Origin of the sequence: Kribbella sp. NBC_01245, from assembly GCF_036226525.1 — a bacterium.
In the GTDB taxonomy this organism is placed as follows: Bacteria; Actinomycetota; Actinomycetes; order Propionibacteriales; family Kribbellaceae; genus Kribbella.
Window position 1 is genome coordinate 1,367,937 of record NZ_CP108487.1, and the last position, 21,345, is coordinate 1,389,281.

Sequence of the window (21,345 nt, forward strand, 5' to 3'; positions counted from 1 at the left end):
ATAAGTAGGAGAAAACCTACCTATAGTGTTCTGGTGACTCCAAGACCATCGGCCGTTGCCGAGAGCACCGAAGACCGGATCTTCAACGCCCTCGCCAGTCCGGTACGGCGCAAGGTGCTCGGGCTGCTGCGGGACAACGGCCCGACGCCGGTTCAAGACCTTGCCGACCATTTCGACATGGCCCGGCCGAGCCTTTCCGAGCATCTGCGGGCGCTGCGAGAAGCCGGCCTGGTCAGCGAACGCAAGGAAGGCCGTCAGCGGTTCTACCGGCTGGAGGCGGTGCCGCTCGCGGAGTTGCAGGACTGGCTCCACCCGTACGAGCGGTTCTGGCGCGAGCGCCTCAACGCGTTCGGTGACGTGCTCGACCAGATGGAGGACGAGTGAATCTCAGCAGCATCGAGGTGGACCAGTTCTTCCCACATCCGCCGGCCAAGCTTTGGCGAGCGCTGACCGAGCCGGAGTTGATCGCGCAGTGGCTGATGCCCGGCGACTTCAAGCTGGAGGTCGGCCATGTCTTCACGCTGCAGGGCAAGCCGATCGACGCGACGGGGTTCTCAGGGCTGATCCGCGTCGAGGTGCTCGGCTTCGAACCGCTGACGTTCCTCCGTGTCGGCTGGCAGGACGCGGCCGATCCCGACGCCGTCGACTGGACCATCACCTGGACGCTGCGCCCGGAGGGCCGTGGCACGAGGTTGTTCCTCCTGCATGACGGCTTCGATCCCGACAACCCGCTCCAGCAGCAGGCGCGTTCGATCATGAACGGCGGCTGGCGGACCGGCATACCGAAAGCACTCGCGAAGCTTCTTGACCAGATCTGAGAGGAACAAATGTCCAAGCAGGCCGATCGTTTCGAGCGAGTCTCCGCCGATTTCCTGGCACGCGTCACGGCTGTACCGGCCGATCGGTGGGACGCGCCCACCCCGTGCCCGAACTGGAACGTCCGAGAGGTCGTCGCCCACGTCATCAACGAGCAGCGCCGCATCCTCGCGACGGTGCGCAAGACCGAGGTCAAAAGCCTGTACGGCGTGCGCGTCGCCGAGATGGGCGTGATCCCTGAGCTCGAGCCGGACGCGGACCTCGCCGCTGCGTGGCAGGAGGTCGCCGACGGACTGGTGGTCGCGATCGATGACCCGGCCTGCGCCGAGGTGGCCATGCCAACGCTGGTCGGACCGTTGCCGTTCGCCGACGTGGTCGAGGCCTTGCCGGTGGACGTGCTGATCCACTCCTGGGATCTCGCGCGTGGCACTGGGGGCGATGACCAGCTCGACCAGGAGGCCGTCGTACACGTCTTCGAGAAGCTCAAGCCGCTCGACGACGCCATGCGGCAGCCGTGGGCGTTCGGTCCGAAGCTGACGCCGCCGCTGGGTGCGGACGTACAGACGGAGTTCCTCTGCTTTGTCGGGCGCCGGCCGTGATCACGCGGTGCTGAGCTTGGCCGCCTGCGAGTCGGGCATGGGGTCGTACCGCTCGAAGGTGCGGGTGAACGACGCCGCGCCGTGCGAGAGCGAGCGCAGGTCGATCGCGTAACGCGTGATCTCCAACTGCGGGACTTCGGCCTTGACCAGAGTCCGATCCTCGCCGACGCGTTCGGTGCCGAGCAGGCGGCCGCGGCGGCCGGACAGATCGCTCATCACGGCGCCGACCAGGTCGTCCGGTACGAGCACCGAGACGAGGTCGACCGGTTCGAGCAGGTTGATCTTGCTGGCGTTCGCCGCGTCGCGCAGCGCGAGCCCACCCGCGGTCTGGAAGGCCATATCCGACGAGTCGACGCTGTGCGATTTGCCGTCGAGCAGCGTCACGCGGATGTTGACGAGCGGATAGCCCGAGCCGACACCACGTTCCATCTGGGCGCGGACGCCCTTCTCGACGCTCGGGATGAACTGCCGCGGTACGGCGCCGCCGACGACCTTGTCGACGAACTCGAAATCCGTGCCCTGGGGGAGTGGTTCGACCTCGACATCGCAAACGGCGTACTGCCCGTGGCCGCCGGATTGCTTGACGTGCCGGCCGTGGCCGCGCGCCTTGCCGCCGAAGGTCTCGCGCAACGGCACCCGGAGTTCCACGGTATCGACGGTCACGCCGTACCGGTTGGCGAGCGCGTCGAGCACGACGTCCGAGTGGGCCTCACCCATGCACCAGAGCACGATCTGGTGCGTCTCGTTGTTGTGCTCGATCCGCAGCGTCGGGTCCTCGGCCGCGAGGCGCTGCAGACCTTGGGACAGCTTGTCCTCGTCGGTCTTCGCATGAGCCTGTACGGCGATCGGCAGCAGCGGCTCGGGCATGGTCCACGGCCTGAGCAGCAGTGGGCGCGCCTTGTCGGACAGCGTGTCGCCGGTCTCCGCACGCGTCAGCCGGCCGACGGCGCAGAGGTCTCCCGCGATCACCGCCGACGAAGGCCGTTGCAGTTTGCCGAGCGGGATCGACAGGTTGCCGATCCGCTCGTCCTCGTCGTGGTCGTCGTGACTGAAGCGATCCCCGAAGAAGGACATGAAATGGCCCGACACGTGAACCGTCGCGTCGGGCCTGATGGTGCCGGAGAAAACCCGCACCAGGCTAACCCTGCCGACGTACGGGTCCGACGTCGTCTTCACCACCTCTGCGAGCAGTGGGCCGCCCGGATCGCAGGCCAGCTTCTTCTGCGGTACGCCGTCCGGGTTGAACACCTCCGGCAGCGCGTGCTCGGGTGGCGAGGGGAAGGCGCTGGTCATGATCTCGAGCAGTTCGGAGGTGCCGACGCCGGTCGAGCTGCAGACCGGGATGACGGGGAAGAAGGAGCCGCGGGCAACGGCACGCTCGAGGTCGTCGACGAGAACGGTCTGGTCGATCTGTTCGCCGCCGATGTACCGCTCCATCAGCGACTCGTCCTCGGACTCTTCGATCACGCCCTCGATCAGGGTGCCGCGCTGCAGTTCGAGCTCATCGGCGTACGACTCATCCGGGCTGGACTCGCTGCGCTTGCCGTCCGAGTGGTCGTAGTGGATCTGCGAGAGCAATCCGATCAGGCCGGTGGTGGCGCCGTCTTTGCCGCGGACTGGCAGATAGAGCGGCAGGACTTTGTCGCCGAAGGCCGCTTGAGCCGCCATGAGGGCCGACTCGTAGTTGGCCCGGGCGTGGTCGAGCTTGGTGACCACGACGGCCCGCGGCATGCCGACTCTCGCGCACTCCTGCCAAAGGGTCTTGGTCGGCTCGTCGACACCCTCGTTCGCGGCGATCACGAACAGGGCGCAGTCGGCGGCACGCAGCCCGGCCCGCAGCTCGCCCACGAAATCGGCATAGCCCGGGGTGTCGATCAGGTTGACCTTGATGCCGTCCTGGATCAGCGGCGCGAGCGCCAGCCCGACCGAACGCTGTTGCCGGATCTCCGCATCATCGTGATCGCAGACCGTCGACCCATCGGTGACGGTCCCAGGTCTGGACAGCACGCCGGCCGCGACCAGCAGCGCCTCGACCAGGGTGGTCTTGCCGGCCCCCGAAGGACCGACGAGCACCACGTTGCGAATGGCCTCGGGCCGTTCCACCGCGGGAACTGTCGCACCGTTGCCCTGGGAAGTGATCGTCCGCTCTGCCATAACGGAACCTCCTAGAACGACCACCATTCCCCCATCCACCCACCCAGCACAAGAGTCAGCCTTTCCCGCTCTCCCCTCGATGCCCCCGCCAGCACCCAAAGATCGCGGCGATGCGGCGCCCTGCGGCCAACAGTCACCCCGTCCCACCGTCTCCTCGCGACGGCCTCCACCTGTGCGCGGAGGTCGCGGGGATGCGGTGCCCCGGGCGGACAGTCAGGTCGTCGGACCGTCCCCTCGCGCGGCGCCGACGGCCTCCACCAGTGCGCGGAGGTCGTCGGGATGCAGTGGTTGCGGCCCGCCTTCGGTCCGCAGTCTCTCGGCACGCAATGCCTCTGCTCGCAGGCGGTCGGCTTCTGCCTTGGCGCCGGCCAGTTGGGCCGTGAGCTGTTCTACGCGCGCTGCATGGGAAGATAGTTGCGCCGTCAGGTTGTGCCGCTCGGTCTGCCACTCTTCCGCGAGCTTCCCGGCCTGCCGACCTGCTTCTTCCTGGTGCGCGACCAGCGCCTCGTCGGCCGCGGCCCTAGCGGTTTGTGCCGCATCGGCCGCACGACGGGCCTGTTCGCGCTCGACCTCGGCGTCGTTGGCTCTCTTCTGTACGTCGTTGAGCTCGGCGCGGAGTCGGTCCATCTCGACTGACCGCTGCTGCTCATCGGCGCGGAGCGCGTCTCGCTCGACGGTGGCGCGTTCTGCCGCAACGAACGCCGTACGCGTCTCGCGCTCGGCCGCCGTCGCTCGCTCAGCCTCTTTCTCGGCGCGGGCCTCTGCCTTCTCAGCGCGGGCCTCTGCCGCCAGTCGCGCGGCGACGGCCTCTTCCGCCTTCTGCCGCGCTGCACCCAATGCTTCGGTCGCCGCGAGGGCTTGCTCTGCGGCAGCGGTCGCGCGCTGTACGGCGTCCGCTCGTTCCTTCCCAGCGCGTTCGACGGCCGCGGTGCTCTGACGCGCGCGTTGTTCGGCATGGTCGCGCGCTTCCTCAGCGGCGACTCGTGCCCGCTCGGCCTCGGCCACCTGCCTATTCGCGGTGTCGACAGCAGCCACGGCCGCAGCCTCAACCTCATCAAGCCGGGTCGTCACGGCGGCCAGTGCGGCGGTCAGGTCCTCAACAGGCCCGCGGACCACATCCAGCTGCTCCCGCAGCCTCTCCGCGTCCAGCCGGAAGGTCGTACTTCCAGCATCCAGTCCCAGCCCTAGCGCTCCCAGGGCATCTCTCTCCGCCCTGGCCATCTGGGCGCAAGTCCGCCCGCCCTCCCAGCGCGTGTCCTTGCAGAATCCGCGCCGGCGTCCTCCCTGCGGCCCAGGGGAGGGCAGTTCTGCCCGGCACTTGCTATATCCGCAACGCGCAGCCTCATCGATCATGCCTGAACCCTATTGGTTAGCAGGTCCAAAACCTAATTAACTAGTTTGAGTTGGGAAAACTAAACCAAAACCCCACGAAACCGGTGTTTTGTTGGTTCTCGATCAAGGCCCGGCGTGGAGACTGGGTTCGCCTGGATCGGTCGGCAAAGATCACTCCGTGCCCACAACCGCCGCACCTTTTCCGGACCCATCCACGCCTGAAAACCGCGCCGCAACAGGCCAGCCCGAGTCCGGAGCGCTCGTCCTGCTGGAGTCGCTTCCGCGGAAGGCAAGCGGCGACTTCGGCACGGCCGCCGGCGAGGGGATTGGGGAGCGGACTGGCGAGGGGATGGGGGAGGGCGGCTGGCCGGGCGTGGCTGACCCGGAGGTCCTGCGGGAGCAGATTGCGGAGTGGCTGCTGGCCTACGCGAATGCCGGCACCAGGCGGACCTACGCGTACGCCCTAGGGCTTCCGGTCGCCTGGGTAGACGCGCTGGCCGGCGTGCCGACTGGGGCGTCCGGGGCGAGCGGCGGTACGTCGGCAGAGGCAGAGGGCGCAGCCGCATCGGCCGAGGGGAAGAGGGCCTCTGTGCCGAGGGAGGTGGGGGCGTTGCATGGGTTGGCGTGGTTTCGGTGGTGTGCGGGGATGGGGCTTGATCCGCGAGCGGCTACGGGTACTGAGGTGAAGGCGTGGTTGCATGCGCTTGACGCGGCTGGGGCGGAGAAGCGTACGCGGCAGCGGATGCTGTCGACGCTCTCGGCGTTTTACGGACACCTCACGGAGACTGGCGTCGTACCGGCCAATCCCGCGGCGTTGAACCGCGCGAGGCTCGGCCTCAGCCGGAGTTCTCGTGAGGCGTCGCCGACGATCCGGCTCACGGCCGCACAGCTTCGCGCCTTGCTCGACGCCGCGGCCCAACTCCCGAACCGCACCCGCCATCGCGACCTCTTCGCCTTCCGAGCAGTCGCCGTCGTCGCCCTCCTGACGCTAGGCCTTCGCGTATCCGAGCTAGTCGGGCTCAATCGCGACGACCTCGTCGTATCGGGTGGCGAGCCAATGCTGCGGGTGCTCGGCAAGGGCGGCGTACGGCGGGAGGTCTACCTCACCGACCTCGCGGACGCGGCGCTGCGCGATTACCTGGCTGAGCGCGACCGCCTTAGCGAGGCGGCCACTCCCGCGTTGCGAGGCAGACCGAATGCCGCGCGTACGCCGATGGTCGCCACGCGGGACGGCGGACGGTGTTCCAGATTCGACATCAACGCTTTGCTGAAACGGATCGCCACCCAGGCCGGCCCGGCCCTTGAGGATGTCGCGCATCTGGTGCATCCGCACGCGCTACGGCACGCCTACGTGACGATCGCGCTGGAGCAGGATGCCCGGATCCAGCACGTCCAGGCCGATGTCGGTCACGCGAGCATCGCCACCACGCAGTACTACGACCGCGGCCGCCGTACCCGCGACACCACCGCCGCAGACCTCGTCGCCGCCGCCATCACCGCCGCCGCCACAACCGACACCAACACAACCGCGCCCAACACGACCGTCACACCGAGCGACACGCCAGTGGATTGGGCGTTGGTAAGGAACGTGTCACCAGCGGCAAACGGGTGAAGATCCGGCGCTGTCGGCATACGGGGCTCGTGGTATCGACGGTGGGTAGTGGCAGGCGTAGCGTCCGGAATGGATCGACTGACCGGCCGAACCACGTCCGCTGAAAGGAGCCAGCCGTGTTTGTCCAGGTGATTCAAGGACACGTCGACAACCCAGAGCAGGCACATGTGGCGCTCGACCGCTGGGCGCAGGATCTTGGGCCTAGTGCAGCGGGCTGGCTCGGCACTACAGCGGGTGTGACCGATGACGGCAGATTTATTGCCATCGCCCGGTTCGAGTCAGCGCAGACAGCTCAGCAAAACAGCGACCGGCCGGAGCAGGACGCGTGGTGGACGGAGACCTCCACGCTGTTCTCTGGCGATGCCACCTTCACCAACAGCACAGACGTCGTCGTCGACACAATCGGCAACCCCGACAACGCCGGCTTCGTCCAGATCATGCAGGGACGCGGCACAGATCCCGACCGGGCGCGGGAGCTGATGGGACAGGACTCGGAAGCCTGGGCGGCGTTCCGTCCCGAGATCATCGGCAGCGTCGCGGCACAACACGAAGGCGGCGCCTACACGATGGCGCTGTACTTCACTTCCGAGGAAGAGGCGCGCGAAGGCGAACGTAAGGAACCGCCGCCAGAGTTGAAGGCGCAGATGGACGAGCTGAACGAACTCAGCGCCGGAGTACCGGATTTCTTCGACCTGAAGCAACCCTGGCTCTACTCCCCGCGCTGACAGCCTTATCCGAGCGCCGAACGAACCATCGAGGTGCTCGCAGACCTGGACCTGTTCGACGACGACCGGGCGCCGCGTTCGAGTCCTGGCTGGACCGCTAGCTCGCCAACGTTGCCCCAGGCATCTGTCGCGACGTCGAACGCTGGCTGCGGACACTTCGCGAGGTGGGCCCCGCGCCAAGGCCCGCAGCCAGCACACCGTCTGGGGCTACCTCGCCGGCGTCCTCCCGGTGCTCCTCGACTGGTCAATCCGTCACCACCACCTGCGCGAGGTCACCCGCTACGACGCGCTCGCGGTCGCCAAATCCTCGACCGACTCCCCGTCGCCGTGTTCGTTGTCCTCGTCGAGACCGGCCTCGTCATTTCCGGGCTCCTGCTGCTCATCACCGGCGGCTAACCCACAGAAGCCGCTCGCTCGTCTGCGGCTGGTGACAGCGTTCTTACCGACACCCCGAGGAGACGGGCTGATTGGCCCTCGGCGGTCGTTAGGGTCGCCGCATGCGTAGAGGTCTGACCGCACTGCTGCTCGCCGTCTTCGGCGTACTCCTCCTCACCTTCACCGCGACACCGGCCTCGGCCGCGCCGGTGGACGACGTCATCGATTCGTTCCAGATCGGCTACCAGGTGACGCCCGACGGTGTGCTCCAGGTGAAGGAGACGATCGTCTACCGGTTCGGGCAGAGCTCGGGCCGGCACGGCATGTACCGCGACCTGGTCATCCGGGAGAAGTGGGCCGACGACGACTCCAAGGACCAGCGGTACGACGTCTCGAACGTGCGGGTCTCGAGCCCGTCCGGCCACAGCGACGAGTTCACCGAAGAGGTCTTCAAGACCAACGGCCATCGCAACCAGTCCCTGCGCCTCAAGATCGGTTCGGCCGACCGGACCATCATCGACGCCACCGCGACGTACGTCATCCAGTACGACGTCCGCGGCGCCCTGCGGCACTTCGACGACCACAGCGAGCTTTACTGGGACGCGACGGGCGCCGACTGGAAGGCCACGATCAAGACCGTCACGGTCTCGGCGCAAGTACCCGAAGGCGTCACCCGCGTCGAGTGCTTCACCGGCCCACCCCGTTCGACGCAGCAGTGCCAGCAGAAGTCGGTCCAGGCCGGCAAGGGCACGTTCATCCAGACGAACATCGAGCCGGGCGACCAACTGACAGTCGTCGCCGGTATCAAGGCGGGCGTGGTCAGCAACGACACCCCGATCGTGGTCGACCCGCCCGGCCCGCTCGAGCGCGTCGGCCTGTCCCTTTGGGCGCTGCTCGCCTCGCTCGTCACGACCGCGATCGCCGTGACGGCAGGCGTGATGTACCACAAGCGCGGTTTCCGGGATGAGCGATTCGCCGGCATGCCACCAGGCGCCTTCCCGCCCGCCGGCGCAGTAGCGCCGGCCGTGGTGAAGGACGACCTGGACGAGGACCAGATCCCGGTCGCGTTCGCGCCGCCGCCGATCGCGGTCGGCGAGGCGGGTCTGCTCATCGACTCGGTCGCGAATACGACGGAAACCGCCGCGACGCTGATCGACATGGCCGTGCGAGGCGGCGTACGGATCGAGAACCACGGCACCGAGCAACGTGCCGTACTGCTCGATCCGGCGGTCGCCACTCGCCATCACGAGCAAGTCCTGTTGCAGTCGCTCTTCCCGGGCCTGCAGCCGGGCACCGCCCTCACGCTCGAACGGCGCCCCACCGGCGACAACTCGATGCGTCAAGCGCACGACGTGATGATCGCGGCCTTGCGTGGACAAATCACCCAGTACAACTGGTACATCAAGCAGCCTCGCGGTGCGGCGATGAGTGGCGCCAGCGCGGTGCGATGCGGCTGCCTGGCCATCGTCATCTTCTTCGCCGCCATCTTCGGCCTCGGTGGCGCGGTGGCTGCGGCGTCCGCTGGTGGAGCCGGCCCGGCGACGGCGGTGGCGTTGCCGCTACTCGGCGGCATCGTGGCGCTGGTGCTCTACTTCAGCAAGAAGGGCAAGGGCAAGAAAAACGCCACCGGCCGGGCGATCGCGGATCAACTCGTCGGCTTCCGGACCTATCTGGCCACCGCCGAGGCGGACCAGTTGCGGTTCGAGGAAGGCGAGGACATCTTCAGCAAGTACTTGCCTTGGGCAATCGCTTTCGGGATCGCGGACCGCTGGCAGGCGATCTGTGCGCAGTTGGTCGCGGCGGGGCGCATCCCGCCCGACCCGTACTGGTACTACGGCCCCTCGTACTACACCTCCGGCTACTCCGCGCACGACCTGGAGCGGACCGTCGCCTCGACGTTCGACCTGCCACCACCCCCGGCCAACAGTGGCGGGGGCGGCGGCAGTTCGTCGGGCTTCAGTGGAGGCTCCTCCGGTGGCGGCGGGGGTGGCGGCGGCGGGGGATCCTGGTAAGCCAGGCTTTAGACCGAGTAGGCCAGGCCCTTAGACCGACCCACCGGCCGCACGCGGCGCGGTCGGATCGGAACCCAGATCGCCGACGGTCTCGCGGGCCAGGAAGTCCTCGAGAGCGAATAGGTTGTCACCGGCGCGCTTCGCAACGTTGACCAGCGTGTTCATCGCGGCGACCTCCTCGACCTGCTCCTTGAGGAACCACTGCATGAACTGCTCACCGACGTAGTCACCCTCGTCACGCGCGGTGCGCGCCAGCGTCTCGACCTGCTTGGTGACGGTGATCTCCTGCTGCAGCGCGAGCTCCAGCGGCGCGAGCGCGTTGTCGAACTCGTTGGTGACGTCACTAATACCCGGGATCGTCGGCCGCACATCCTTGTCCAGCAGGTATTGGACCATCATCATCGCGTGGTTGCGCTCTTCGAGGGCCTGCTTGTAGAAGTGCGAGGCCAGCTGCGGCAGATCCTGGTCGTCGAACCATACCGCGACAGCGATGTACTGCTGCGAGGCCAGGAATTCGTTACGGATCTGTTCCTGAAGAAGCTTCACATAGGTGCCCATGCCGCCCAATGTAGACCCGCGGCCGGGAATTCTCATCCAAAGCGAGCCTTCCCTAAGCGGCCCCGAAACCCTGTCCGAGTTCGACGATCTCGACCGCGCCATCGGGTAGCGTCAGGCGCACCTGGTTGCCCTCGACAACAATCGTGAGACCGGTCGAGATCGACTCCGGCTTGACCGTGTCGCGGTTCAGCAACACGGCACTGACCAGCACGACCGGCTCACCCGGATGAGTCACGGTCAGGTACGGCGTGGCCGAGTGCGGGCCGAACGCGCTCGCGCCGAGATCACGATGTACGGCGGCATCGTCGTACCCGTGCAACCCGACCACCGTCGAGTACAAGCCACCCGCCTCGGCCGACGCCCACGCCGGACTCTTGCCAGTGGTTGCCGTCGGCAAGGATTGCCCGGCGACGGGATAGCCGCCGCTGCGCACGGTCGCGCCAGCCGGGCCGTCGACCAGCGCACACCGGATCTCCCAGCCGCCGTACACGACCGACGCCGTCTCGATCCGCCATGGGCCTTCGGAACCGAGCCACGCCTTGTGCCAGGAAGAGGCGCTGCGCTCCCCGACGGCGATCCGGCGGATGCGGCCGCGATAGCTGGTACGGCCAGCGCCGTCGACCAGGGCCAGGTTGTTGTCGACACGGTCGAGTTGTGCCTGTCCGGACAACTCGGGCCCGGTGTGGTTCGAATACGCCAGCCGGTCGTAGTGCGGGTCTCCCGGCGGCTCAACGCCCTCCGGCTCCGCCACCGGGGCATGGTCCGCGCCGTGGTTGAGGAGTCGTACGAGCTGGTCATGCCGCGTGGCGTGCACAATCCAGCCAGGTGCCGGCATCGAGCGGACCTGGTCGGCCTCGTCGAGCGGAAGCACCTCCTCGCGCTCGGTCCAGACAGGGTGCTCCGGCGGCAGCAGCAGACCGACGAACCCCTTACTAGCCCAGTACGGCGATCCCGGGCCGGAGTACGACTGGGTGGTCGGCAGGAAGGTGTCGTACCAGCCAAGCGTCAGTACGCCGCGCTCATCCGGCACCCCGCGCTCCACGAAATGCCTGGCGATCGACGAGCACAACCGACGCGTCGTACCGGGTGAGAGCGGCGTCGCGTCCAGCAGTGCCCCCATCCAGTACGGCGCCGCCGCAGCCATCCGGTACGTCAGCGAGCGCCCCTGGTGGATAGGCGCGCCATCACTGCCTACAAGGTGCACTGCGTCTTCCAGGAACAGCCGGAGCCTGTCGCGGTAGACCTGCAACCGGTCGTCGTACGCCGCTCCAGGCGTTGCAGCCGCCATCCGCGCCCAGAGGCCCGGGTAGAGGTGCATGGCCCAGCCGATGTAGTTGTCGAAGTTCTGGCCGGATCCGTCGGAGTACCAGCCGTTGCCGACGTACCAGTCCTCAATACGGTCTAGGCCCGCCTCAATCTCCTGCTGCGAGTGTGGCGCGCCTACGGAGGCCAGGAACTGCTCGGAGACGACCTGGAACAACCGCCAGTTGTTGTCGTGCGTACGTGATCCGACAAAGCCGCCGAGCCAGTCCGCGACCTTCTCCTGGTCGGTAGTGCTCAGGCGGTTCCAGATCCACTCGCGCGACTCGTGCAGCGCTACGGCGATAGCGGCGGCCTCAACCAACGGCTGGGCCAGGGGAGTGAGACGCGGCCAGGCCTCGTCACTGTCGCGATCAGCGCCTGCAACCAGTCCACGGCTGTACCGCTCGATCAAGTCCTCACAGCCGACACCACCGACTCCGGCGATCCGGAACGCCGCCAGCATGAACGACCGGGCGAACCCCTCTAGGCCATCACTGACAACACCAGACCGGCTAGGCCGGCCAGGAAGGTCTACGCGGGCTCCGCCGGGGGAGAAGTACGGGATGAGCGAATCGAGCAGGTGGTCGGCCAGTGCCTCCCAATGCGCCCGGGACCAGCCAGTCCAGGTTGAGAGCACTCGATCCGGGCCAGGCAGGATAAGGCGGCTCATGCGATCCTCTCGAGTTCATGGGCGGCAATAGCGTGCTGTAGCGGCTCACCGGCGACCAGGCGCTCCAACTCGCTCACGGCCACGTCGCCGAGGCGGTTCACCTCGTTGCCGAGGGCACCGGCCAGGTGCGGGGTGACGAAGACGTTCGGCAGATCCAGCAACGGGGAGTCGGCCGGCAGGGGCTCGGGGTCGGTGACGTCGAGAATGGCGTCGATCCGGCCCGAACGGCACTCGGCCTCGAGCGCGGCAGCGTCGATGACCTTGCCGCGAGCCGTGTTGATCAGCACCGAGCGGTCCGGCATCAGGCCGAGCAGCCGGGCATCGACCAGCCCGGTCGTCTCGGGCAGCAGTGGCGCGTGGATGCTGACGATGTCGCTGCTCGCGAACAACGTGTCGTTGTCACACAACCGCGCGCCCATGGCGGCAGCGTCGTCGGCGCTCAGATACGGATCGCTGATCAGTACGTCGAAGTCGAACGCCTTCAGCCGCTCCGCGACCAGCCGGCCGATGCGCGAGGCGCCGAGCAGGCCGACCGTACTGCGGTGGTTCCCGATCGGGGCGTACCCGTGGCTGTCCGGCTTCTTCCGGTTGGTCCGGTACTCCGCGGCAAGCCGGAACGCGCGCTTGCCGCCCATGATGATGGCGGCCACGGCGTACTCCGCGACCGGTACGGCGTTCGCCGCCACCGCGGAGCTGACCTGGATACCGCGCTCGAAGGCCGACGGGTCGACGATGTGCTTGACGCTGCCGGCCGCGTGCAGGATGGCCCGCAGCTTGGGCGCCGCGTCTAGCACGTCACGGGTGATCGGGGGACAGCCCCAGCCGGTGACCAGCACTTCCACGTCACCGAGCACCGCCGCCACGTCCGGCTCATCGAGGAACGAGGCGGCCGGCCGGACGTCGAGCACCTTGCCCACTGCGTCCAGCCGGGCGCGCAGATCGGGCGTGATCACCTGCGCGAGGGTGGAGTCACTCATCGCGAGCAGGACCAAGGGCGGGGAAGCAGTCACGGACCGAACGCTAGCAAGCGCTTTCCCATCTTGTCGCCCCGGGCGGCGTGGTCGCCTGTGAGAAAAAACCCGCCAATGTCGTCTGAGGCGGAATTCCTGCCCGCCGGGAGGGCGTTGTCACCTATGCAAGGCAGGATGGGTAACGGATCCACCCGCCGACCGCCACCGCGAAGGAGACCCGAGATGCTGCGACCGGACGACCTCTACGAGATCGTCGACGAGTCCGTCGCGACCGGACCGGCCGCACCGCCGCGAGTCCTGGTCCACGCGCTCGACGGCTTCATGGACGCGGGCCAGGCCGGCCGTGTCACCGCCGACCACCTCCTCGACGTACTCGAGAGCCGTGTGGTGGCCCGATTCGACGTTGATCTGATGCACGACTACCGCGCCCGGCGGCCTGAGGTGACGTTCGCCGAGGACCGGTTCATCGACTACGACCCGCCGGAGCTCCTGCTCCACCTGCTGGTGGACGACGCCGGGGTCGAGTTCCTGCTGCTCGAGGGCGCGGAGCCCGATATGCACTGGGAGCGCTTCGCCGCCGCCGTGCGGAACCTGATCGAGCGCTTCAACGTGACCCTGACCATCGGCGTGCACGGCATCCCGATGGGCGTGCCGCACACCCGGCCGCTGGGCCTCACCGCCCACGCGACCCGGCCGGAGCTCGTCACCCGTTCGAACATCTGGGACGGCGAGATGCGGCTGCCCGCGAGCGTGGCCAGCATGCTGCAGGTCCGCCTCGGTGAGGCCGGGCGTGACGCGATGGGCTTCGCCGTGCACGTGCCGCATTACCTCGCGGAGAACCGCTTCCCGGGTGCCGCGCTGGCGCTCGTACACGCGGTCTCGGCCGCGACCGGGCTGCTGCTGCCGAGCAAGGCGCTCCTCGACGAAGCTGCCGTCACCGGCCGGATGGTCGATGAGCAGGTCCAGGCCTCCGAGGACGCGACCGCCGTGGTGAGCGCCCTCGAGACCCAGTACGACGCTGCCGCCGGCTCCATCAGCCGTGGCAGCCTGCTCGCCGCCGAGTCGATCCCCTCCGGCGACGAGCTCGGTGCCGAGCTCGAGCAGTTCCTCGCCGACCTGAACCGCGACGACGAGGTCTGACTCTTCCCGAAAACGCCCGCAGGACCCTGGCTGAACCAGAGTCGTGCGGGCGTTTTTGTTGCGTACGCCGGCGCTCAGCTGCGGGCGTCCGCCATCGTCATGCTGCGGTTCGGCGCCTTGCGGAACAGGTTGTCGAGGCTGAATCGGCCCGCGCCCACCGCGGCGACCGTCAACGCGAGCAGCCCGAGCACGGCCACAAGCTCCCAGCCGCCGTCGGCCGCGAAGACGCCGTTCTCGCGGTTGAGGCAACCTGATGGTCGTGACGATGCCTCTATATTAGGAGAGGAGGCTGACGCCAATGGCTGACGACGGGTTCCACGAGTTCGTTATCGCGGCCTCGCCCAGGCTGCTGGGCTCGGCGCGCCTCATCTCCCGGGACTGGCACACGGCAGAAGATCTAGTCCAGGAAACGCTGATCCGCGTCTGCCTGCGCTGGTCCACTATCGCCGATCACGGTAACGCCACGGCATACGCGTACCGAACGCTTGTGCGACTGACTCGACGTTCCGGCCGTCGGCTATATCTCTCACGCGAGCGTCCGACCGGCGGGCATTGGGAACTGGACCAAGTCACTTCAGCGATGTTCCGCGCTTCGGACGACTCGGATGGTTTGTCCGATGTGGAAGCGCAACTCGCCCGGCTTCCGAGCAGGCAACGACAAACGATAGTCCTGCGCTACTTCGCCGACCTCAGTGTCGAAATGACAGCCGAGGTCATGCAGTGCAGCGCCGGCACCGTGAAGAGCCAGACAGCCAAAGGGCTGGCAGTGCTACGCGAACGGCTCACCACAAACAGTCAGCTAGCCCCACGAACGGGACCACCGAGATGATCCACGACGAAGACGTTGCCGCATTGGTGCGGGACAGCATTCCCGAAGACCAACTTCGCTCCGTCGATCCTGACAAGATTGCGGCTGCGGCCGCTCGGCGGTACAGGCGCCGCCGCTGGACGGCCCTGGTCGGCGCGACGATCGCGACTGTAGCTATCGCCAGCGGAGGTGTGTTAGCTCAGTCGATGCGCAGCCCGGACGCAACAGTGGCGCCGTCGTCAACACCTTCGAAGGACGCTCTTGCGCCGAGGGACCCCGAGTCATGCAACGGCTTGCCAGCCATAGACATTGTCGGCGCCCCGTCTGCGGGGCTGTACTCAGTCTCCGCTCGGGCCGCGACGGCTGTCGTTATCAATGCCGTAGTACCCGCGCAAGACGTAGCTCTCCTTGACGGAGCCCTCGTCGTCGGAATCCCCGGAGCCACCACCGGACGGTCCATAGACGTTGGAGCAACCTCACCGAACCCCTTGCCTCCGACCGACATCGGCAGACCGGAGAACCAGCTGGTGCGGCAGAGCCTGCGACAAGGTGAGCCGGCAACCCTGCAGTTCACCGCAGCCAAACCTGGAGACTACCCAGTCTTCTACTCCTGGGAGTCACGAGGCCCAGCTCGATGCAATGCACAAAGCGGGGCTGAGACTCAATCAGGGACGGGCATCATCGCGATCATCCGCATCACATAACGGAGTGCGGGGCACTTCGGGTTCAAACGCTGAGCGCCAACGGCTGTACCGCTGGTCCCCAAGGCCGCCTCTCACTCGGTCAGTCGCCGTGGAGCGAGCGCCCTCATGCGCGACCACTCAACCCTGCAACGAACATCTCGGCCCCGATCCGACACCGCCTCCCGAATTTCTCCAAGGAACTTCTGGTAGCCAGCGGACGACCGACAGGTTGGTATGGTGCCCGGGCTGTGCCGCTTGGAGCGATTCGGCGGCTCTCGACGGGAAGGGGCAAGGCGAACCATGCAGGCGACAGAGGCCCAGCGTGCGGTGGCTGCCGCCATGTCGATCGCGTCATCACTCGGACTGCCAGTCGACGACGCGATCGTGCTCAATGACTCGAACAAGCTCGCTCTGCGTCTTCTGCCTTGTGACGTCCTGGCCCGGGTGGCACCTGCGGCCGAGCAGGTCGCACAGTTCGAAATCGAGCTTGCTCAACGCCTCACCGAAGCCGGGAGCCCCATGGCTGCTCTCGAGCGTCGAGTGGAGCCGCGTGTCTATGAACGTGATGACTTCGTGGTCACGCTGTGGACCTACTACGAACCCGTCACACCTGAAGTGGTCTCACCAGCCGACTACGCACATGTGCTCGAGCGGCTGCATGCCGGCATGCGCAAGGTCGATGTCCCAACGCCGCACTTCACAGATCGAGTTGAAGACGCCCAACAACTCTTGGCAAGCCGCGACCACACACCAGCGCTCGCCGACGCCGACCGGGAGCTCCTCAGTACGACGTTACGACGTCTGAGGCGAGCGATCGAGGAGCGCCGCCCCGCCGAGCAACTCCTGCACGGCGAGCCGCATCCAGGCAACCTCCTCAACACCAAGAACGGACTGCTGTTCATCGACCTTGAAACGTGCTGCCGTGGCCCGGTCGAATTCGACCTCGCCCATGCACCCGAAGAGGTCAGCGAGCACTATCCAGGTATCGATCAAGACCTGCTACGCGAGTGCCGGATCCTCATGCTGGCGATGGTCACAACATGGCGCTGGGATCGAGGTGACCAACTCCCCAACGGGCGCCAACTGGGCACAGAGTGGCTAGGCCAGATCCGAGCGGCGCTCGGTCATAGCCACAGCTGATCGGGGGCCATCGATGTACGTCGGGTATTGAAGCGCGGTGAGCAACTGACCGTGCAAGTTGGCGTTGGAGTACAGACCACCGCCTTGATCGCCCGAATTCCCTCCGGTTCGATCGGTGAAACGGCCGCCCGCTTCCTCGACGAGGAGAATCCAGGGCGCGTGATCCCAGAGGTGGTAGCGCTCGACCAAGAAGGCGTCGATTTCGCCACGTACAAGCTCGACCAGCGGAAGCGGGCTTGCCGGTGCGCGCGCCGCACTCAGCGGGAGACGGGCCTTAGGCGTTTCGTGCAGAACATCGAGCCGAGCATCAGCCAACACCGAAGTGGTGCTGACCTCGAGGCGCTTCGTTGTCTTTTCATCGCGTGGCCACGACGACTCGAAAGCACCGCCGCCTCGGGTCGCCCACCAGCAGCGTCGCAGCGCAGGAGCTGTCACGACCGCGAGCACAGTGATGCCGGCAACCTCCAACGCAATGTGGACTCGCCAGTTCGGGTCACGCCGACTGAAGAATGACGTGCCGTCAACCGGGTCGATGATCCAGACGCGATCGGACTCGCCGAGTCGACCAAATTCCTCGCCGAGAAGCGCATCCTCTGCCCTCGCCGCGGACAACCTCTCGCGAAACAACCGCTCGACTGCCCGGTCAGCCTCCGTGACCGGTGTGCCGTCGTCCTTCAGCGTTGCCGAAACGCCAGCCTCGAAGTAGCCGAGCGCGAGTTCCGCCGCCAGATCCGAAGTGTCGAACGCGAGCCGCAAGTCATCAGCGCCATCCACAACCGCCGACGCTATCAGGGGAAATCGACTCACTCGGTGTAGAGGTTGCGACCAAGCGGCGGCAGTCGCGCTCAACGCAGTGCGATCCGGATCACCAATTGCCGTTCAGGCGTGCTGAAGACGGTAGAGAGCGCTCCGTCGAGTGGGAACCTCCAGCCGTGGCACGTGTACGTCCTGACCGGTGAGCCCTTGGCCGAATTGAAGAGGCGCGCGACGGCCCGGGCATTGGCGGGAGACCCGGGTGATGAGCGGGAGTATCCGATGTACCCGGCTAAGCTGACCTCGCCGTACGTCGACCGCTTCTCCGCTGCGGCTGCCCAGCGGTACAAGGCGCTGGGAATCGAGCGCGACGACCCCGACAGGCCCAGGAAGATCGCCGCGTTGAACTCAGAGGCGTTCCAAGCGCCGGTCGTACTGTTCTGCTACCTCGACCGGACCATGGGGCCCGGCCAGTGGGGCGACGCCGGGATGTACTTGCAGACGGTGATGCTGTTGCTAAGGGCGGAAGGGCTGCACAGCTGCCCCCAGGTGATGTGGACGATGTATCGCAAGTCCGTCAGCCAAATAGTCGGAGCCGACGAAGGCCTCGTACTCTTCTGCGGCGTCGCGGTCGGATACGAGAAGGAAGGCGTGCCCCGGCTGCGCACCGGCCGGGCGGACCTGACAGAAACAGTGACCTTCATCGGCGCATGACCGCTAGTGGTCAAGCTCCGCCCGGGCGGATGGTTAGGGCGAGGGCGGGCGTGTTGCCCGCACTACTGAGTTATTGGTGTGCCTTGGTGGTAGAGGATCTTCCAGCCGGCTTCTTCTGAGCCTTGCCAGACGCTGAGACGTCTGGTCAGGCGGTTTGGCTGGCGCAAGGTGTAGGTGAGGAGGTAGGTCAGCGGCGCGATCTCGCGGAGGTGGTAGTCGCTGAGTTCCCAGCCGTCGGTCTCGTACTCGTCCGGCTGACCGGAGGCGAATCGGTCGATCATGGTCGCGATCACGAAGTTCCGGCTGAAGCGGCGACCGGAGGCGCCGACCTCCCAGAAGTCGTCCGCCGTCTCGCGTTCGACGTCCGCCGGCGAACTGACGAGCTCGCGCCGGTGGAACAGAGGTTCACGCTTCTTGAGGTGAGCCAGCACAGGCAGTAGTGCCGGGGCGGTGATCAGGTCGGGTTCCATGGTGATGTCGGCCATGCTCCGAGTGTGGCGGGTCCTGAATCCGTCGGTCAGCGACATCCGGGCTGGCAGGATGGGGGTATGCCTGAGTCGTTGGAGGACCTGGTCGAGTTGCTCGACCTGGAGATGATCGATACCGACGTTTACCGGGGGCGGCAGCCGGAGACCTCGATGCAGCGGGTTTTCGGGGGCCAGGTGCTCGGCCAGGCCTTGGCGGCGGCCACGCGCACGGTGGATCCGGAGCGGCTGGTCCACTCGTTGCACGGGTACTTCCTGCGCCCGGGCGATACCGCCGTACCGATCGTTTATCGCGCCGAGCCGACGCGGGACGGCAAGACGTTCAGCAGTCGCCGGGTGGTGGCGTCGCAGCACGGGAAGCCGATTTTCTACATGTCGGCGTCGTACCAGCGGCCCGAACCCGGGTTGGACCATCAGGACGAAATGCCCGCAGGCGTCGTACTGCCTGATGACGCACCTACGCTGGCCGAGGTGCTCGAGGCGCGTTCGGGCCGGAAGGCCGACGAGTGGAACAAGGAGTGGGCCGCGCTCGACGTGCGGATCGCGAGTGCCACCGGCAAGCAGTTCTGGATCCGGGCCGCGGGCAAGCTTCCGGACGAATCGCCTTTGCACGCGTGCGTTCTGGCGTATGCGAGTGACCTGACGTTGCTCGGCGCGAGTCTGCTGCAGCACGGGCTCATCATCGGCGATCCCCGGATCCAGCCGGCGTCGATCGATCACGCGATGTGGTTCCACCGGCAGGCGCGAGCTGACGAGTGGTTGCTGTACGACCAGGCTTCGCCCTCGGCGTCGGGCGCGCGGGGGTTCGCCACCGGCCGCCTGTTCACGGTCGACGGCGTACTGGTCGCCAATGTCGCCCAGGAAGGCCTGATTCGCCCGATCGGACTAGACCCGGATGACCTGAGGCCCGACCTGACACAGACCTGAGACACTCCGACACGTAACGCTCATCAGTCACCACTCGATGTAGTCCTCGAACAGGGGGCGAGATGACGTTGTGGGAGGAAGCTGCTGCGGAATACCCCGGCTTGGTGCCTGACCTGGCCGAGGTGGCGCACGGTGTCAACGTGTTTCGTGAGGCGTTCGAGGCCCACGAGGTGCACGGCCCGTCGTACCGCGCGTTGTTGCAGGAGGAGCCGCGCGCACCCGGCGGCTTGTTCGGCCACGGCCTCTGGTTCGGCCTCCAACTAGCAGAGCCCGTGCCGGCGGTATTCGTGCAGCCTGGGTTAGCGCCGTTCGAGGGATTACCGATTCAGCAGACGCCGTTGTCGTCGCGCAGGCTGATCGGGAGGCGTGGGTTCGGCTGGCCCAAGACGACGTACGCCGTGGGGCTGCCGGCGCCGCAACGCCTGGCCGACGCCCGCATTGGCGCGGTTGGTCGGGCGGCAAAGCCGATCGCGTCCGCGCACGGGAGGGATGTCGTCATCACCGGCTCGCAGCGTTCGTGGGTGCGCGCGTTGATCCCGGAGTTCGCGCTGGGACCGCTCTTCGGCAGCTGGTGCGAGGTCGCGGTGACCGCGGACGCGATCGGCGAGATCCGCGAGCTCGTCGTACGCGATGACGGCGCCGTCGTCGGACACGTCGTCGGCGGACAGCCTGGCTTCTACACCCTCTTCCAGGACATCGAGTACGCCCTACGCGTCGACGGCGCCGTCCTTAGCTGAGCTTCCCGATGAGGTGCGTGACCTCGCGCTTCTCGTCGTACAACGCGAAGTCGTCACCGTGATGCGCGAACCAAACCCGCGAAGGCAGCAACAACGGCTTCTTGAACTCGACCCGCGCCGTGAATGCCTCCGGCAACCCGGCTGACCGCTCGATCGATGCCAGCGCGGCCGCCTTCGCCCACATGCCATGCGCGATCTGCCGCGGGAAGCCGAAGGCCTGTGCGCTCAGCTTGAACAGGTGGATCGGGTTGCGATCACCCGAGGCGGCCGCATACCGCCGGCCGAGGTTGCCCTTCAGATCCCACGACGCCGTCGGCTCGAGCGCCAGATCGGGCAACAGATCGGCCTTCGTCGAGGAATCACCCGCACCCCGGCTCAACAGCGTCGTCTGATCAGTCCACACGACCTCGCCGTCCTGGCTGACCTCGCTCACCACGTCGAAGACCGTGCCCTTCGCATGCTGGCGCTCCGGGCCGCTCCGCACCTTGACCGACAGCTCCGCGTGGACCGGAATCGGCCGCACCTGCTTGATCGTGTTGGCCAGATGCACGATACCCATCGGCTTGTACGGGAACGACGGATCCAACATCAGGTCCAGGTGCAACGGGAACGCCAGGATGTGCGGATACGTCACCGGCAGCGTCGGCCCGGCCGCGAAGCCCGTCACGTCCCGGTACGACGCGAGGTGGTCGGCGTCGACCGTTGCCCGCGGCAACTCCAGGGTCAGGCCGTCCTCGTCCGGCTCGTACTCCGCTTTGCGCAACGTGGCCTTGACCGTCCGGGCGTACAGCGAACCGAGCCCGGGGGAGTCGTCGTACCTGCGGGTGGGCAT

The 21,345-nt window shown here is 66.9% G+C and carries 21 protein-coding genes; 12 read left to right on the forward strand and 9 right to left on the reverse strand.

Annotation, left to right across the window (positions count from 1 at the left end; translation table 11 throughout):
- Positions 1-33: 33 nt before the first annotated feature.
- The 3 genes from OG394_RS05905 to OG394_RS05915 are packed head-to-tail and all read left to right on the forward strand — an operon-like array spanning position 34 to position 1,415.
- On the forward strand, positions 34-384 hold the full coding sequence (locus tag OG394_RS05905) for an ArsR/SmtB family transcription factor (RefSeq protein ID WP_328993884.1): 351 nt from the start codon (positions 34-36) through the stop codon (positions 382-384).
- Complete coding sequence (locus tag OG394_RS05910; RefSeq protein WP_328993886.1) at positions 381-818, forward strand: SRPBCC family protein; 438 nt, start codon at positions 381-383, stop codon at positions 816-818. Before OG394_RS05905 ends, OG394_RS05910 begins: the two co-directional genes overlap by 4 nt.
- Before the next feature lie 9 nt (positions 819-827).
- The gene (locus tag OG394_RS05915; RefSeq protein ID WP_328993887.1) at positions 828-1,415 is read left to right on the forward strand and encodes a TIGR03086 family metal-binding protein; all 588 of its coding nucleotides are present in this window, start codon (positions 828-830) and stop codon (positions 1,413-1,415) included.
- Here the strand turns inward: OG394_RS05915 and OG394_RS05920 are convergent, their stop codons facing one another.
- Together OG394_RS05920 and OG394_RS05925 are read right to left on the reverse strand one after the other, a co-directional pair.
- Positions 1,416-3,569 carry an elongation factor G-like protein EF-G2 gene (locus tag OG394_RS05920; protein WP_328993888.1) on the reverse strand — a complete coding sequence of 718 codons (2,154 nt, stop codon included), beginning with the start codon at positions 3,567-3,569 and terminating at the stop codon, positions 1,416-1,418.
- A gap of 213 nt (positions 3,570-3,782) precedes the next feature.
- Positions 3,783-4,790 (reverse strand): hypothetical protein, encoded by a 1,008-nt coding sequence (locus tag OG394_RS05925; protein ID WP_328993889.1) that lies wholly within the window; start codon positions 4,788-4,790, stop codon positions 3,783-3,785.
- Between the two features lie 289 nt (positions 4,791-5,079).
- On the opposite strand from OG394_RS05925, the gene OG394_RS05930 reads away from it, so the two are divergent.
- The 3 genes from OG394_RS05930 to OG394_RS05940 all read left to right on the forward strand — a co-directional run bounded on the left by OG394_RS05930 (position 5,080) and on the right by OG394_RS05940 (position 9,625).
- A complete protein-coding gene (locus OG394_RS05930; RefSeq protein WP_328993890.1) occupies positions 5,080-6,513 on the forward strand; it encodes a tyrosine-type recombinase/integrase in 1,434 nt (477 codons plus the stop codon).
- Between the two features lie 116 nt (positions 6,514-6,629).
- Positions 6,630-7,238 (forward strand): hypothetical protein, encoded by a 609-nt coding sequence (locus OG394_RS05935; protein WP_328993891.1) that lies wholly within the window; start codon positions 6,630-6,632, stop codon positions 7,236-7,238.
- Between the two features lie 497 nt (positions 7,239-7,735).
- The gene (locus OG394_RS05940) at positions 7,736-9,625 is read left to right on the forward strand and encodes a DUF2207 domain-containing protein (RefSeq protein WP_328993892.1); all 1,890 of its coding nucleotides are present in this window, start codon (positions 7,736-7,738) and stop codon (positions 9,623-9,625) included.
- Positions 9,626-9,655: 30 nt separating this feature from the next.
- Here OG394_RS05940 and OG394_RS05945 read toward each other — a convergent pair whose 3' ends face one another.
- Genes OG394_RS05945 through OG394_RS05955 form a run of 3 tightly spaced genes read right to left on the reverse strand, consistent with a single transcriptional unit; the run spans position 9,656 to position 13,165 of the window.
- Positions 9,656-10,183, reverse strand: a complete 528-nt coding sequence (locus OG394_RS05945; RefSeq protein ID WP_328993893.1) for a ferritin — start codon at positions 10,181-10,183, stop codon at positions 9,656-9,658.
- Between the two features lie 52 nt (positions 10,184-10,235).
- Positions 10,236-12,155, reverse strand: coding sequence for a DUF2264 domain-containing protein (locus tag OG394_RS05950; protein ID WP_328993894.1), 1,920 nt, complete (start codon positions 12,153-12,155; stop codon positions 10,236-10,238).
- Positions 12,152-13,165 (reverse strand): hydroxyacid dehydrogenase, encoded by a 1,014-nt coding sequence (locus OG394_RS05955; protein ID WP_328993895.1) that lies wholly within the window; start codon positions 13,163-13,165, stop codon positions 12,152-12,154. The genes OG394_RS05950 and OG394_RS05955 overlap by 4 nt, the downstream gene beginning before the upstream one ends.
- A 183-nt stretch (positions 13,166-13,348) precedes the next feature.
- On the opposite strand from OG394_RS05955, the gene OG394_RS05960 reads away from it, so the two are divergent.
- A complete protein-coding gene (locus OG394_RS05960; RefSeq protein ID WP_328993896.1) occupies positions 13,349-14,266 on the forward strand; it encodes a proteasome assembly chaperone family protein in 918 nt (305 codons plus the stop codon).
- A gap of 74 nt (positions 14,267-14,340) precedes the next feature.
- Here the strand turns inward: OG394_RS05960 and OG394_RS05965 are convergent, their stop codons facing one another.
- Positions 14,341-14,463, reverse strand: a complete 123-nt coding sequence (locus OG394_RS05965) for a hypothetical protein (protein WP_328993897.1) — start codon at positions 14,461-14,463, stop codon at positions 14,341-14,343.
- Between the two features lie 101 nt (positions 14,464-14,564).
- Here OG394_RS05965 and OG394_RS05970 point away from each other — a divergent pair, with 101 nt between their 5' ends.
- Positions 14,565-15,095, forward strand: a complete 531-nt coding sequence (locus OG394_RS05970) for a SigE family RNA polymerase sigma factor (RefSeq protein WP_328993898.1) — start codon at positions 14,565-14,567, stop codon at positions 15,093-15,095.
- A gap of 962 nt (positions 15,096-16,057) precedes the next feature.
- On the forward strand, positions 16,058-16,897 hold the full coding sequence (locus OG394_RS05975) for an aminoglycoside phosphotransferase family protein (RefSeq protein WP_328993899.1): 840 nt from the start codon (positions 16,058-16,060) through the stop codon (positions 16,895-16,897).
- On the opposite strand, the gene OG394_RS05980 is transcribed toward OG394_RS05975, so the two are convergent.
- Positions 16,856-17,671 (reverse strand): inositol monophosphatase family protein, encoded by an 816-nt coding sequence (locus OG394_RS05980; protein WP_328993901.1) that lies wholly within the window; start codon positions 17,669-17,671, stop codon positions 16,856-16,858. The genes OG394_RS05975 and OG394_RS05980 overlap by 42 nt on opposite strands.
- A 111-nt stretch (positions 17,672-17,782) precedes the next feature.
- On the opposite strand from OG394_RS05980, the gene OG394_RS05985 reads away from it, so the two are divergent.
- Complete coding sequence (locus tag OG394_RS05985) at positions 17,783-18,364, forward strand: nitroreductase (protein ID WP_328993902.1); 582 nt, start codon at positions 17,783-17,785, stop codon at positions 18,362-18,364.
- A gap of 62 nt (positions 18,365-18,426) precedes the next feature.
- Here the strand turns inward: OG394_RS05985 and OG394_RS05990 are convergent, their stop codons facing one another.
- Positions 18,427-18,849, reverse strand: a complete 423-nt coding sequence (locus tag OG394_RS05990; RefSeq protein WP_328993904.1) for a nuclear transport factor 2 family protein — start codon at positions 18,847-18,849, stop codon at positions 18,427-18,429.
- A 63-nt stretch (positions 18,850-18,912) separates the two neighbouring features.
- Here OG394_RS05990 and OG394_RS05995 point away from each other — a divergent pair, with 63 nt between their 5' ends.
- Both OG394_RS05995 and OG394_RS06000 read left to right on the forward strand, forming a co-directional pair.
- Positions 18,913-19,776, forward strand: coding sequence for an acyl-CoA thioesterase (locus OG394_RS05995; RefSeq protein WP_328993906.1), 864 nt, complete (start codon positions 18,913-18,915; stop codon positions 19,774-19,776).
- A gap of 62 nt (positions 19,777-19,838) precedes the next feature.
- Entirely contained in the window at positions 19,839-20,513 is a 675-nt protein-coding gene (locus tag OG394_RS06000; protein WP_328993907.1) for a hypothetical protein, read from the forward strand.
- On the opposite strand, the gene OG394_RS06005 is transcribed toward OG394_RS06000, so the two are convergent.
- Positions 20,506-21,345 (reverse strand): MaoC/PaaZ C-terminal domain-containing protein, encoded by an 840-nt coding sequence (locus tag OG394_RS06005; RefSeq protein WP_328993908.1) that lies wholly within the window; start codon positions 21,343-21,345, stop codon positions 20,506-20,508. The two genes, OG394_RS06000 and OG394_RS06005, sit on opposite strands and share 8 nt — an antisense overlap.

Excerpts from the sequence above, each read along its gene's own strand:
- OG394_RS05915 (WP_328993887.1), top strand. The coding sequence starts at position 828 with ATGTCCAAGCAGGCCGATCGTTTCGAGCGAGTCTCCGCCGATTTCCTG.
- OG394_RS05920 (WP_328993888.1), bottom strand. The coding sequence starts at position 3,569 with ATGGCAGAGCGGACGATCACTTCCCAGGGCAACGGTGCGACAGTTCCC.
- OG394_RS05925 (WP_328993889.1), bottom strand. The coding sequence starts at position 4,790 with ATGGCCAGGGCGGAGAGAGATGCCCTGGGAGCGCTAGGGCTGGGACTG.
- OG394_RS05940 (WP_328993892.1), top strand. The coding sequence starts at position 7,736 with ATGCGTAGAGGTCTGACCGCACTGCTGCTCGCCGTCTTCGGCGTACTC.
- OG394_RS05945 (WP_328993893.1), bottom strand. The coding sequence starts at position 10,183 with ATGGGCACCTATGTGAAGCTTCTTCAGGAACAGATCCGTAACGAATTC.
- OG394_RS05950 (WP_328993894.1), bottom strand. The coding sequence starts at position 12,155 with ATGAGCCGCCTTATCCTGCCTGGCCCGGATCGAGTGCTCTCAACCTGG.
- OG394_RS05960 (WP_328993896.1), top strand. The coding sequence starts at position 13,349 with ATGCTGCGACCGGACGACCTCTACGAGATCGTCGACGAGTCCGTCGCG.
- OG394_RS05970 (WP_328993898.1), top strand. The coding sequence starts at position 14,565 with ATGGCTGACGACGGGTTCCACGAGTTCGTTATCGCGGCCTCGCCCAGG.
- OG394_RS05975 (WP_328993899.1), top strand. The coding sequence starts at position 16,058 with ATGCAGGCGACAGAGGCCCAGCGTGCGGTGGCTGCCGCCATGTCGATC.
- OG394_RS05990 (WP_328993904.1), bottom strand. The coding sequence starts at position 18,849 with ATGGCCGACATCACCATGGAACCCGACCTGATCACCGCCCCGGCACTA.
- OG394_RS05995 (WP_328993906.1), top strand. The coding sequence starts at position 18,913 with ATGCCTGAGTCGTTGGAGGACCTGGTCGAGTTGCTCGACCTGGAGATG.
- OG394_RS06000 (WP_328993907.1), top strand. The coding sequence starts at position 19,839 with ATGACGTTGTGGGAGGAAGCTGCTGCGGAATACCCCGGCTTGGTGCCT.
- OG394_RS06005 (WP_328993908.1), bottom strand. The coding sequence starts at position 21,345 with ATGCCCACCCGCAGGTACGACGACTCCCCCGGGCTCGGTTCGCTGTAC.